The sequence below is a fragment of the Krasilnikovia sp. MM14-A1259 genome (assembly GCF_047159535.1).
GTDB lineage: Bacteria > Actinomycetota > Actinomycetes > Mycobacteriales > Micromonosporaceae > Actinoplanes.
Genome location: NZ_BAAGAJ010000002.1, coordinates 5,659,151 through 5,671,588, shown reverse-complemented (window position 1 = coordinate 5,671,588; position 12,438 = coordinate 5,659,151). Strand labels below are relative to the sequence as shown.

The 12,438-nt window shown below is 72.3% G+C and carries 13 protein-coding genes; 1 reads left to right on the top strand and 12 read right to left on the bottom strand.

All coding sequences use genetic code 11. The features are described 5' to 3' along the window. Window positions 1–23: 23 nt before the first annotated feature. The 5 genes from ACMCNK_RS25675 to ACMCNK_RS25655 form a co-directional block, all read right to left on the bottom strand. On the bottom strand, window positions 24–764 hold the full coding sequence (locus tag ACMCNK_RS25675) for a beta-phosphoglucomutase family hydrolase (protein WP_412738920.1): 741 nt from the start codon (window positions 762–764) through the stop codon (window positions 24–26). Window positions 765–871: 107 nt separating this feature from the next. Continuing rightward, entirely contained in the window at window positions 872–1,372 is a 501-nt protein-coding gene (locus tag ACMCNK_RS25670; protein ID WP_412738919.1) for an ATP-binding protein, read from the bottom strand. A gap of 59 nt (window positions 1,373–1,431) precedes the next feature. Next, the gene (locus ACMCNK_RS25665; RefSeq protein ID WP_412738918.1) at window positions 1,432–2,361 is read right to left on the bottom strand and encodes a hypothetical protein; all 930 of its coding nucleotides are present in this window, start codon (window positions 2,359–2,361) and stop codon (window positions 1,432–1,434) included. Window positions 2,362–2,448: 87 nt separating this feature from the next. Then, window positions 2,449–3,756 carry an ABC transporter ATP-binding protein gene (locus ACMCNK_RS25660; protein WP_412738917.1) on the bottom strand — a complete coding sequence of 436 codons (1,308 nt, stop codon included), beginning with the start codon at window positions 3,754–3,756 and terminating at the stop codon, window positions 2,449–2,451. Window positions 3,757–3,970: 214 nt separating this feature from the next. Then, complete coding sequence (locus ACMCNK_RS25655) at window positions 3,971–5,938, bottom strand: DUF5941 domain-containing protein (RefSeq protein ID WP_412738916.1); 1,968 nt, start codon at window positions 5,936–5,938, stop codon at window positions 3,971–3,973. A 260-nt stretch (window positions 5,939–6,198) separates the two neighbouring features. On the opposite strand from ACMCNK_RS25655, the gene ACMCNK_RS25650 reads away from it, so the two are divergent. After that, the gene (locus ACMCNK_RS25650) at window positions 6,199–6,378 is read left to right on the top strand and encodes a PspC domain-containing protein (RefSeq protein WP_412738915.1); all 180 of its coding nucleotides are present in this window, start codon (window positions 6,199–6,201) and stop codon (window positions 6,376–6,378) included. A gap of 4 nt (window positions 6,379–6,382) precedes the next feature. Here ACMCNK_RS25650 and ACMCNK_RS25645 read toward each other — a convergent pair whose 3' ends face one another. The 7 genes from ACMCNK_RS25645 to pdxH all read right to left on the bottom strand — a co-directional run bounded on the left by ACMCNK_RS25645 (window position 6,383) and on the right by pdxH (window position 12,269). Beyond that, on the bottom strand, window positions 6,383–7,213 hold the full coding sequence (locus ACMCNK_RS25645; RefSeq protein WP_412738914.1) for a DUF4230 domain-containing protein: 831 nt from the start codon (window positions 7,211–7,213) through the stop codon (window positions 6,383–6,385). 61 nt (window positions 7,214–7,274) lie between these two features. Further along, complete coding sequence (locus tag ACMCNK_RS25640; RefSeq protein WP_412738913.1) at window positions 7,275–8,444, bottom strand: acyl-CoA dehydrogenase family protein; 1,170 nt, start codon at window positions 8,442–8,444, stop codon at window positions 7,275–7,277. A 20-nt stretch (window positions 8,445–8,464) separates the two neighbouring features. Further along, window positions 8,465–8,755, bottom strand: a complete 291-nt coding sequence (locus tag ACMCNK_RS25635) for a type II toxin-antitoxin system VapB family antitoxin (protein WP_130510434.1) — start codon at window positions 8,753–8,755, stop codon at window positions 8,465–8,467. Between the two features lie 33 nt (window positions 8,756–8,788). Next, the gene (locus ACMCNK_RS25630) at window positions 8,789–9,418 is read right to left on the bottom strand and encodes a nitroreductase family protein (protein ID WP_412738912.1); all 630 of its coding nucleotides are present in this window, start codon (window positions 9,416–9,418) and stop codon (window positions 8,789–8,791) included. Between the two features lie 2 nt (window positions 9,419–9,420). Beyond that, a complete protein-coding gene (locus tag ACMCNK_RS25625; RefSeq protein WP_412738911.1) occupies window positions 9,421–10,341 on the bottom strand; it encodes an aldose 1-epimerase family protein in 921 nt (306 codons plus the stop codon). Window positions 10,342–10,350: 9 nt separating this feature from the next. Then, on the bottom strand, window positions 10,351–11,646 hold the full coding sequence (locus ACMCNK_RS25620) for an MFS transporter (protein WP_412738910.1): 1,296 nt from the start codon (window positions 11,644–11,646) through the stop codon (window positions 10,351–10,353). Continuing rightward, complete coding sequence (gene pdxH, locus ACMCNK_RS25615; RefSeq protein ID WP_412738909.1) at window positions 11,643–12,269, bottom strand: pyridoxamine 5'-phosphate oxidase; 627 nt, start codon at window positions 12,267–12,269, stop codon at window positions 11,643–11,645. The genes ACMCNK_RS25620 and pdxH overlap by 4 nt, the downstream gene beginning before the upstream one ends. Between the last annotated feature and the right edge of the window lie 169 nt (window positions 12,270–12,438).

Genomic DNA, 12,438 nt, shown 5'->3' with positions numbered 1-12,438 from the left:
AGTCGGTGAATCAGATAACGCGCTCAGCGCGCGAGCAGTTCGGAAAGATCTTGTACGACGATGTCGGCGCCGTGATCGAGCAGCGCCTGCGCCTGGCCCACCCGGTCGACCCCGACGACGATGCCGAAACCGCCCGCGCGTCCGGCCGCCACGCCCGCCTGCGCGTCCTCGAACACCGCGCAGTTCTCCGGCGGGACGCCGACCAGCTTCGCGCCGTACTGGAACGTGTCCGGGGCGGGCTTGCCGGGCAGTTGATGCTCCCGGGCGGTGACGCCGTCCACGCGGGCCTCGATGAGGTGGGTGAGGCCCGCGGCGTCGAGCACGTCCTTGCAGTTGGCGCTGGCCGAGACGACGACCCGGCGCAGACCGGCGTCCGCCGCGGCGTTGAGGTAGTCCACCGAGCCGGGGTAGACCTGCACCGCCCCCTCTTTTATCTTCTGCAGGACCAGCACGTTCTTGCGGTTGCCGACGCCGTTCACGGTCTCGGCGTCGGGGCCGTCGTCCGGGGTGCCCTCCGGCAGGGTGATCCCCCGGGAGGCGAGGAACGTGCGCACGCCGTCGGCCCGCTGACGGCCGTCCACATACCGGTGGTAGTCCTCGCCCTTGTCGAACGGCACGAATTCCTGCCCGTGTGCGGCGGACCAGTCGCGCAGGAAGGCGTCGAACGTCTGCTTCCAGGCGGCGTTGTGCACCAGCGCGGTCTGGGTCAGCACGCCATCAAGGTCGAAAAGGCATACGGTGACATGAGGTGGTAGTCCGAGCACTGGCCCAATGTAGTCGCGCCGCACCCACTTCGCGGCGGAAAGGCCCGCTCACATTTCCCCGGCGATTCCGGGCTGTTAAGCGGCACACCGGTGTGTCGTTGCTCCACTCAGGGCCGGTGAGCTGGACCCAGGTCGATCCGCAGGCCGATCGTGGTCCCGATCGGGCCGGTGGCCATCGTGACCTCGTCGCACAACTGGTGCGCCAGCCAGATGCCCCGGCCGCCGACCTCGAACGCCTCGGGCACCCCCGGACGGCCGAGAAAGCGCTCCGGAATCCCCGGGCCGGAGTCGGTCACCGTGCACCAGGCCGAGCCGGCGGTCAGCCGGACGACGATGCGCCCCTGACCGCCGGCGTGCAGCACCACGTTCGTGATCACCTCGTTGACCGCCAGCACGAACCCGTGCAGCCGGTCGCCCGTGCACCCGGCCACCGTGAGGCGGTCGGACACCTCGTGCCGCAGCGTCGTGATGTCGTCGCGCCCGAACGTACAGTCGAGCAGCGGGCAGGCGGACGTGGGGTGCGCAGCCGCGCCCGCGGCCGGATCCTGCCTGCCGGCAGTCGGGCGCAGCGTCTCCTGGCTCGCGAACGAACCACATCTCTCCTCCACCAGCGAGCAGCCTACGCGCTGCGGCCCCGCCGCGGCAGGCGACAATCCGACCGGGGGCCTCAGAAGAGGTGCGCGATGGTCCGGAAGATCTCCGCGTAGAAGTTGCCGTCGATGTCGCGGTACAGGCTGAACTTCATGCCGGGGCTGCCGAAGAACGGCCGCAGCGTCCAGGCGAGCTGGGTGCCGACGAAACCGAACAGCAGGATCCAGACGTACAGCAGCGCCATGCTCGGCGGCGTCGCCGCTGCCTGGGGGCGCGGTACCGGTCGCGGCAGCGGCTGGGGAACGAGCTGGTAGCCCGCGGGAACCTGGACGGGCGCCGGGACGGTCTGGGTGATGGTGGCGGTGCCCCCGTTGCCGTTGGCGGGCACGGCGGCCGGAGCACCGCCCTGGGTGGGCACGGCCGGGTCGGCGGGCGGCGCGGCGGCCGGGGCGGGCGGCGCGGCGGCCGGGGCGGGCGGCGCGGCGGCCGGGGCTGCAACGGCCGGGGCGAGCAGGCCGTGCGCGTTGAGCACCTTCATGCCGCCGGTCAGGAAGCGCAGCCCGACCAGCGCGGACAGCGCGAGGATCGCCACGTTGAGCAGCTTGAAGAAGCCGTAGTCCGGCGCGGTGATGAGGAAGAACAGGCTGATCGGGGCGAAGGCGAGGGCCAGCATGGCGGTCACGGTCAACGCCACCATCACCAGGGCGAGCGACTGCCGCACCGACAGCCGGGCGCCGAAGACGAGGTTGAACAGGTACAGCGTCGGCAGGCAGATGGCCAACGTGACCAGGAACAGCAGCGGCAGCTTGAGGGCGGACGTCGACGCCATCAGCACACTGTGGAACGACCCCAGCACCGCGCCGTAGCAGGCCAGCGCGATGACCGTGCTGACCAGCATCTGACCGGTCAGGCGGGAGAGCCCGCGGTCCTCCACCACCTGCTGCCAGATGCCCTGGCGGTCCCGCAGGATGCGTTCGATCACCAACAACCCGCTTGCGTTAGCCATGACGACCCCTCACGGAAGTGACGTCGATACGCCATCGCATCGACGTGGGGGTGAGGTTAACCCATGGAGTCAAGAATCGGACAGATTTCAGCGCCAGCCGATGTCGATCCGGTCGCCGCTCTCGTCGAAGAAGTGCAGTGCGTCCATCCGTACGGAGACGGACAGCGGGTGACCCGGCGACACCGCCGGGTAGGGCGCCAGCCGTACGGCCAGCTCGGCGGGACGCCGGTGGTGACGCCCGGGATCGCTCAGCACGCTCGTGCGCTGGCCGGCGGCGGGCTCGGCGACCGCCACCGCGGACCGCTCCCCCCGCCCGGCGAGCCGCTGCAGGGCGCCACCGAAGCGGCGCAACGCCCCGCCCGCCGCGGCCGGCTGCGGCGCCGCCCCGCCCAGATCGTCGACCACGATCGCGGTGGCACCGATGTCCAGGAACGCCAGCGACTCGTGCCCGTGATGCTCCAGGTAGCGGATCCGCCCGTGCAGCACGTCACCCTGGGTCTCCGGCGAGACCGGGGTGAGCGCCTCGGCCCGTACGCCGACGACGATGCGCTCGCCGTGGTAACGGGCGACCGCCCGGGCCCGGATGTCCGTCCAGGGCAGGAAGAGGGCCTGCTCGCCGAAGCTCAGCGCCACGTACCGGTCGAGGTGCACGTACACGGACGCTTCCAGCAGGTTCATCCGCGGGGCACCCAGGAACGCGGCGACGTACAGCGTGGCGGGGCGGCCGTACACCTGGGTGGGGGTGCCGATGTCCTGCAGCACGCCGCGTCGCATGATCGCCACCCGGTCGGCCATGGTCAGCGCCTCGGCCTGGTCGTGCGTCACGTACATGGTGGTGACGCCGAGCTCGCGGGTCAGCCCGGTGATCTCGGCGCGCAGCTCGGCGCGCAGCCCGCTGTCCAGGTTGGACAGCGGCTCGTCCATGAGGAACAGGCCGGGGCGGCGGACGATCGCCCGGCCCATGGCGACACGCTGGCGCTGACCGCCGGACAGCTGGCCCGGTTTGCGCCCGAGCACCTCACCGATGCCGAGCGCGGTGGCCACGTCGCCGATCCGCTCCTGCCGGGGAACGGTCTCGACGCCGGACAGCTTGAGCGGGAAGCCGATGTTGTCCCCGACGGTCATGTGCGGGTACAGCGCGAAGTCCTGGAACACCATCGCGATGCTGCGCTGGCGCGGCGGCAGGTCCAGCACCGGCTCGCCGTTGAGCAGGATGTCTCCCGCGGTGGGGTCCTCCAGCCCGGCGATCATGCGCAGAACGGTGGACTTCCCGCAACCGGACGGGCCCAGCAGCACCAGGAACTCGCCGTCGGCGACCTCCATGCTGACCTTGTCCACGGCCACGGTGCCGCCGGGCCAGACCTTGGTGACGTCCTTGAGCGAGACGGTCGACACCGTCCACCTCCTGAGCTGCGCGACCTGTGATCCGGGCCGCACGGTGGCCCAGGCGATCGGGCCTACTGTGACCATCGGTATCGACGCCAAGCCATCGGGTGAACGTTCCATTTGCACACTGTGACCACCCGGTTACAAAGATCAAAGATCACGCTGCGCGTGGAACTGTCCATTGCGCTACGTCACGGCCGCCCGGGACGCCGGACGCGCTGCGTCACGGACGCGCGGCTCGCCGATCCACGACGGCCTGCACGACCACCGCCCCCGCCACCCACAACGCGAGCAACCCCTCGACGTCCGTCGCGACCCCCACCACGCCCGCCAGCGCCAGCAGCAGCACCCGCCCGTCCCAGCCGAGCACCGCGCCGGTCGCCGCGGCCGCCGGGGCGCCCTTCTCCATCCGCGCGGTCACGTCGTAGTGCCGCAGCGCCAGCGCGAACAACAGCGCGTACGTGACCGGCGTCGGGACGTCGCCGACCAGCGAAACCGCGACCACGGTCAGATACTCGGCGGCGCGCAACGCGGCGGGGACCAGCCAGTCGAGCGGCCCGTCGTGCGGCGCCCGTGCCGACAGACCGGCACCCAGCACCAGCACCGCCGCCACCGCCAGCGCGACCCGGGACACCCCGTCTGGCGGCCCCGCGACGAGCAGCACCGCGATCAGCACGGCCGGGACCACGGCCGCCACCGCCGCGAGCACCAGCGGCGCGGACCACCCCGCGCGGGCCAGCACCGTACGGACCAGCGGGCCGTCGTCGCGATGCCGCGCCCGGTCCGCCCGGTCCAGCACGGCCACCCGCATCGACAGGGCGCGCAACGAGCGCAACCCCAGGGTGTACGCGAACGCCAGCAGCCCCCACCCCAGCACCGCGGCGAGCGCCACCCGCCCGGTCGTCAGCGCGGCGAGCACCGCGATCAACGCCCACCGCTCGCCGATCGGGAACACCACGATCCGCTTGAGCCAGTACGCCACCGAGCCCGTGTCCGCCTGCACCCGGTTGGACGCCCGGCTCAGCGCCGCGCCCACCCCGCCCGCGCCCTCCTGACCGGCCGTACCGGCACCGCGGCGGGCCGCCGCCTCGTCGTGCAGCACGCCGTACCAGGCATCGGTCATGTGGCGGACCGTCTGCAGCACGATCGCCGCGATCGCCAGCGGCCACGCGTACGGCAGCCCGATGCGTTCCGCGCCGGCGGCCAGGCCCGCATACACCGCGTACTCCTTGGCGCGGTCGGCCATCGTGTCCAGCCAGCCGCCGAACGCCCCGAACTGCCGGGTGTAGCGGGCGAGCTGCCCGTCCACGCAGTCCAGCACGAAACCGAGGTACAGCAGCACCGCCCCGGCGATCATCGCGGGCCGCGACGCCTGCCAGAACGCCAGTGCCGCAGCGACCGCGAACAGCACCGACAGTCCGGTGACCGCGGTCGGGCTCAACCCGATCCGGGCACACGCCCGGGTGACGACCGGCGACCAGGTGCTCACCGCGTACGTGGTGAAGAAGTCGTCGCGTTCCTTGACCGCCTCCCGCAACCGGGCCGCGTCCTCGTCCACCGCGGCGACCTCGGCCCGCGCGGCGCTCAGCTCGGCCTCCGTGCCGACCCGGGTGGCGCGCAGCAGCCGCACCCGGGTGGCGATCGGCACCAGCCCGGCCTGCAGCAGCGCGGGCAGCAGCGCGTCGACCGCGTTGCGGACGCCCACGGCCAGAGCGCCGCCCGAGTCGGGGAGGTCGTCGGCGTCGGCGAGCTCGGCGGCCCGGGTCGCGGCGGCCGCGAGCAACGGCAGGTCGGCCCGGGCCACGCAGAGCGCGCCGAGGAAACGCACCGTGCCGTCCCCGGTCTCGGCCGGGACCAGCCGCCCGCGATCCTCCCGCAGGTCGCCGTGCTCGGCGGGGGCCACCAGGGCGGTACTGCGACCCGCCGGTTCGGTCGCGAGCGTCCACAGCAGACTGGGGTGGGCGACCAGGTCGTCCGCGCAGACCAGCAGGTCGTCCTGGCCGTCCTCGCCGTCCGCGGCGAGCTGGGCCAGGTGGCGGAGCTGGGCGGGTACGTCCTCGGCGCTCGCGGGCGACACCATCACGGTGGCGCCTGCCGTGAGCAGCGCTGCGGTCAGGGAATCGGTGACCTGGGCGGCCGAGTCCGGGTCGAGGGCGTTGCCGTTGCTGCCACAGAGCACGGCCAGCGTCACCGCGTGCCTCCTCGTCGCGCCCGCCACCGCGGGCCATCGCACCGTGGGCCTACCTAGCCGAAACCCGGACGAGGTTACCGGAACGGGCGTCGGAATTGACCCTCAGGTTAACAACGAGTGGCGGCGGGTACGGGTCCCCCTTACGGGCGGGGGACATCCGATCTCCCTCTGCGGACTGAGGGAGGACGGGCGCGCCGGCCGTACCGTCGAGCGTGGTCACGGCGCCTGTGCCGGGGCCGCCACCAGAAGGAGTGCATGCCGTGAACCGCCTGAACCGGCCCCGCGACGACCGCTGGATCGCCGGCGTCTGCTCCGGCCTGGGCCGCCGCTTCGGCCTGCCGTCGAGCCTGGTCCGTGTGGGATTCGTGCTGTCCTGCCTGCTGCCCGGCCCGCAGTTCCTGATCTACCTGGTGCTCTGGGTGATCATGCCGAGCGAGTGACCGGTCACGGGTTCGCGTACGTGATCGCGACCGAGGTGTAGCCGAGGCGGGCGAAGAGGCTGGTCAGCATCTTCTCGGTGTTCTCCCGGGCGCGGCGGTCCAGGCCGCTGCCCCGGGCCGCCTCCGTAATCCGCTGCTGCGCCGCCTGGTAGACCCGCTGCTGAGCGCCCGGGTCGGTGCGGAACGCGTCGCCGATCCGGTTGAGCAGGCCGCGTTCCTCGGCCACCACGTAGCTGCGGTCCAGGTCGAGCGCGGCGGGCGACAGCTGCGGGGCGGGCAGGGTGATCCGTACGGAGTTGTCGTCGGTGTTGATGGTGACGGCGTCCCCGGCCAGCGAGCCGAAGTCGACGTACGCCTCCACGGTCCCGGAGCCGACGAACAGGGTGCGCTGATTCAGCAGGAAGTCCGGGACGTTCTCCTTGTTCTCCTGCAGGTCGACGATGACCTGGAACGTGCCGTCGGCGGCCACGTACCGGCTCAGGTCGCGCATCGACTGCAACAGCACCGGCTGGCTGCGGTCGGTCTTCTTGTCGCTGAACGGGTTGTCGAAGCTGGGCAGCACGTGCGCCGCCCGCAGCCCCAGGCACGCCGCGACCAGCACGACGAACACCACGCCGGTGAAGATCAGCAGACGGGCGAACCCGGACCGCCCGACCGGAGGGTCGGGCCAGGCGGCGCCGGGCCCCGGAGGTCCAGCAACGCCCGGCCCGGACTCGGCCCGGTCCGCCCCGGCGCCGGTGCGGCGGTCCTGCTCGGGGCCGGGCGGCTCGGCGCGGCCCCGCTCGTAGGCGGGATACTCCCTGGTCGGGTCGTCGACGTCGCGGCGCTCGGCCATCGCCCTCACCCCCTGGTGTTGCTACCCAAGGTACGGCTGGGACGAAACCCCGCGCCCGCGCTCAACCGGCGAACGCGCTCAGTCCGGTGAGCTGCTGGCCCAGGACGAGCTGGTGAATCTCCGAGGTGCCCTCGTAGGTCAGCACGCTCTCCAGGTTGTTCGCGTGCCGCATGATCGGGTACTCGCCGCTGATCCCGTTCGCGCCCAGGATCGTGCGGCACTGCCGGGCGATCGCGATGGCCTCGCGCACGTTGTTCAGCTTGCCCGCGCTCACCTGCTCCGGGCGCAGCCCGACCGCGTCGTGACGGCGGCCCAGGTGCAGCGCCAGCAGGTACCCCTTCTGCAGCTCCAGGGCCATGTCGGCGAACTTCGCCTGGGTGATCTGGAAACCCGCGATCGGGCGGCCGAACTGCTCGCGGGTCCCCGCGTACGCCAGCGTGGTGTCCAGGCAGTCGCGGGCCGCGCCGAGCGCACCCCAGACGATGCCGAACCGGGCCTCGGTCAGGCAGGACAGCGGCGCCTTGAGCCCGCGCGCCTCGGGCAGCCGGGCCGCCTCGGGCACCCGTACCTCGTCCAGCGTGATCTCGCCGGTGATCGAGGCGCGCAGCGACATCTTGCGGTGCACCTCGCGGGCCGCGAAGCCGGGGGTGTCCGTGGGCACGGCGAACCCGACCACGCCTTCCTCGGCGCGGGCCCAGATCACGGCCACGTCCGAGATCGGCGCGTTGGTGATCCACATCTTGCCGCCGGTGAGGATCCAGTCCGCGCCGTCGCGGCGGGCCCGGGTCGCCATCGACGCCGGGTCGGAGCCGTGGTCCGGCTCGGTCAGCCCGAAGCAGCCGATCAGCTCACCCGCGGCCATCCCCGGCAGCCAGCGCTGCTTCTGCTCCTCGGAGCCGAACTTCCAGATCGCGTACATGGCCAGGGAGCCCTGCACGGAGACCAGCGAGCGGACCCCGGAGTCGGCCGCCTCCATCTCCATGCACGCCAGCCCGTACGCGACCGCGGAGGAGCCGGCGCAGCCGTACCCCTTCAGGTGCATGCCGAGCAGGCCGAGCTTGCCGAACTCCAACGCCAGGTCACGGACGGGGACCTCGCCGCGCTCGTACCAGTCCGCCACGTACGGGCGGACGCGGTCGTCGGCGACGCGGCGCACCAGCGCGCGCACGTCGCGCTCCTCGTCGCTGAGCAGGGAGTCGAGGTCCAGCAGGTCGAGCGCAGATACGGGCATGCCGCTGACGTTAGCCGACCTCAGAGCACGAGGACCCGGGCGTGGATCTGGTTGCGCTGCTGCAGCGCGGCGCGCAGCGCCCGGTGCAGCCCGTCCTCGAGGTACAAGGCACCCTGGTACTCCACCACGTGCGGGAACAGGTCGCCGTAGAACGTCGAGTCCTCGGCGAGCAGCTTGTCGAGCGCGAGCTCACGCTTGGTGGTGATCAGGTCGGCCAGCCGGATCGGGCGCGGCGGGATCTCCGCCCACATCTTCAGCGTGGTGTGGTGGTCGGGGTACGGAGCTCCGTCCCGCACCGCTTTGAAGATCACGACGGCACGCCCCTTCCGTTTCCCGCCCGCGCTTTACCCAGCCCACCGGCCATGATGCACCACATCGTCCACCGGGCGATGCCCCCTGCGCAGTGACGGGGACCTCTTGTCGGGGAGCTGGTGACCGACCGTGAGCGCCCCGATCGGGGTGAATTCGGGCGGGACACCGAACGCCTCCTTGAACGCCTCGACCCGGGCGGCGGGCAGCCCGATGAAGCAGGAGCCGAGACCCTCGTTCACCGCGGTCAGGTGCATCAGCAGCGCCGCGAACCCGGTGTCGATGTGCCAGTACGGCGCGGGCCAGTGCGACTCGTCGCGGTCCGTCCAGCCCTTGTCCGGCTGGGCGTACCGCTCCAGGTAGGCGGACTTGTTCGACATCGGGATGACGATCAGGGTGGCCGCGCGCATCCGGTCCAGCCACGAGCCGTGCCACCCCTCGTCGGCCGGGGCGTCGCCGAGGTCGCCGTCGGTGGTCACCGACCAGTACCGGGCCCGGTCCTCGGCCTTGGTCAGTACCAGGAAACCCCAGCCCTGGGAGAAGCCGGCCGACGGTGCCCGCAGGGCATGCTTGACGATCTTGTCGACCAGTTCGGGCGGCACCGCCCGGTCCGGGTCGTACGTGCGCACCATCCGCCGTTTGCGGACCACCTCGTCGAAATCCATGACTACGGACGCACCCCCCATGATGCGGCCCAGGTGTCCCCCGGGCTCAGCACGATCAGATCCCGGCCGGAGCGGAACGCGTCCGGCGGGCAGGTCATCGGCTCGATCGCCACGGACCGGCGGTACCGCTCGCCGTGCAGCGTGTCGGACGTGAACACCTGCCACCAGGCGAAACGCCGGTCCCCCCACACGGTGACCTGGGCGTCGCCGGACGGTGCCGCTATCGTCACCGACGAGCCGCCGTCCGTGTCGTATTCCAGGTCACCGAACGTCGTGTCCAGCACCAGGTCACCGATCCGGCGCGGCCCGGTGAAGTCGTACTCGGACCCGGCGATCTTCACCGCCCCGATCGGCAGCAGGCGGCCGTCGGCCAGGATCCTGGTCCGCGCGGGCACCCGGAGCAGCAGGTCGTCCACGGCCACGCCGGGCAGCCGCAGGTACGGATGCGCCGAATACCCCCACGGCGCCTCGGAGTCGCTGGTGTTGATGACCTCCTGGTCGCAGCGCAGCCCGCCCGGGCCCACGCTCCACCGGGTGCGCAGCGCCAGCGACCACGGGTACCCGGACTGGGCGGCCAGGTCGCACTCCAACGTCACCGCGTCCGGCGACTGGTCGGCGGCCCGCCACCGCACCCAGTTCACCAGGCCGTGGATGGCGGTGTTGCGGGACGGCTCGGTCAGCGGGAGCTGATGTGTCTCCCCCTGGAACGTGTACCGCCCGTCGCGGATGCGGTTGGGCCACGGCGCCAGCACCTGCCCCGCCGATGCGGGGGACAGCTCGCGCTCGGTGAATCCGTCGACGACCTCCCGATCGCCCACCTCGTACGCCCGCAGGACACCGCCGACCTCCGCGAAGGTCGCCCGGTGCTCACCCGATTCGATCGTCCACTGCAACCCAGATTTCGCCGGAACGACGCTCGTCATGACTGGACACTATCGGGTCTCACCGTCATCGGCAGGTGGCGGTCGGTAGCGCTGCAACGCCGGGAACACGAGCGCCAGCACCACCGCCAGGCCCGCCGCCAGGAAACCGCCGCCCACCCAGGACGCGGTCGGGCCGACCAGATCGGCGGTCGCGCCCGCCCGCAGATCACCCAGCCGGGGGCCACCGGCCACGACGACCGTGAACACCCCCTGCAGCCGCCCGCGCAGCCGGTCCGGCGCGTACGTCTGCAGGATCGACTGCCGGTACACCGCGCTGACCAGGTCCGCCGCCCCGCCGACGGCCAGCAGCAGGACCATCAGCCACAGGCTGCGGGCCAGCCCGGACAGCCCGACCGCCACTCCCCAGCCGACCACGGCGACGATCAGGGCGAGCCCCTGGCGGCGGACCCGGCCGATCCAGCCGGACGTCAGGCCACCCACGACCGAGCCCAGGGCGATCGCGCTGAACAGCCAGCCGACCGCGGCGCCGCCACCGAAGCGGTCCGCGGCCACCTCCGGGAACAACGCCCGCGGCATCGCGAACACCATCGCGACGATGTCCACCGCGAACGACAGCAGCAGCACCGGCTTGGTCACCAGGAACTTCAGGCCGTCGGCGATGCCACGCAGCCCGGCGGTGGGGCGAGGCTCGCCCGCCGCGTGCACCAGCGGCGGGATCGGCGGCAGCCGCCAGGTCGCCCAGAACGAGATCGTGAACAGCAGCGCGTCGACCGCGTACGCGACTGTCACGCCCGTACCCGTGGCGAACGTGCCGAAGATCAGGCCCGCGGTCAGCGGGCCGAGCACCCCGCCCACCGTGGTCGTGGTGTAGGCCAGCGTGTTCGCAGCCGGGACCAGCTCGCCCGGCACGATGCGCGGCACGATCGACTGCCGGGCGGGCGAGCTGACCGCGAAGCCCGCGGACTGCACCGCGGTGAGCGCGAGCAGGAGCCACGCGCTGCCCACGTGCATGACGGCCTGCGCGAGCAGGCCCACCGTGGCCAGCCAGGCCAGCGTCGAGCTGGCCAGCAGCAGGCGGCGCCGGTCCACCACGTCGGCCGCGGCCCCACCCCACAACCCGAAGATCAACAGGGGTACGAGCCCCGCCACGCCCAGCAGCCCCACCCACGCGGACGAACCCGTGTCCGCGAACATCTGCACCGGCACGGCCACCGCGGTGAACTGGTACCCGAAGAACGAGACCCCGTTGCCCAGCCACATCCGCCGGAACGCGAGCACGCCCAGCGGCCGGGTGTCGATCACCCACCCGCGGCGACGACGCTCGGTCTCCGCCTCAGCGGTCACGGCGCGAGCCGTTCGACCAGCCAGCCCGCCTCCGTGCGGCGGTAGCGCAGCCGGTCGTGCAGCCGGTCGCTGCGGCCCTGCCAGAACTCCACGGTCTCCGGGACGACCCGCAGGCCACCCCAGTGCGGCGGGGCGGGCACGGGCGCGTCGTCGCCGAACCGCTGCCCGACCGCGGCCAGCCGTTCCTCCAGGGCGGCCCGGTCCGGCACCACCTGCGACTGCGGGCTGGCCCACGCGCCGAGCTGCGCGCCCCGCGGGCGCAACGCGAAGTACGCCTCGGTCTCCGCCCGGTCGACCGGCGCGGCCGTCCCCGCCACGATGACCTGCCGCTGCATGGGGAACCACGGGAAGACCAGGCTCACGTACGGGTTCTGGGCCGCCTCGGCGCCCTTACGGGACTCGTAGTTGGTGAAGAAGACGAATCCGCGCTCGTCGTACCCCTTGAGCAGCACGGTCCGGGCCGACGGCCGCCCCCCGCGGGAGGCCGTGGCCAGCACCATGGCGTTCGGTTCCGGCAGGCCGGCCGCGTTCGCCTCGGCGAACCAGCGGCCGAACTGGACCGGCCAGTCGGCGGCCAGGTCGTCCTCGAGCAGCGGCCCCCGCTCGGTGTAGTCGCGCCGCATCACGGCAGGCGCAGGTGGTTCCGGAGTCACTCGATCCCCCTCGACGAATTGCCCCAACGAACCTAAGTCGCCACCGCCGCAGAGTCTCCTCGGCGAGGATAGTTGTCGCAGACGGCACATTTCCGTGGCTCGACCGGCCGGGCGGGCCCGGGCAAGATGAAACACTCAC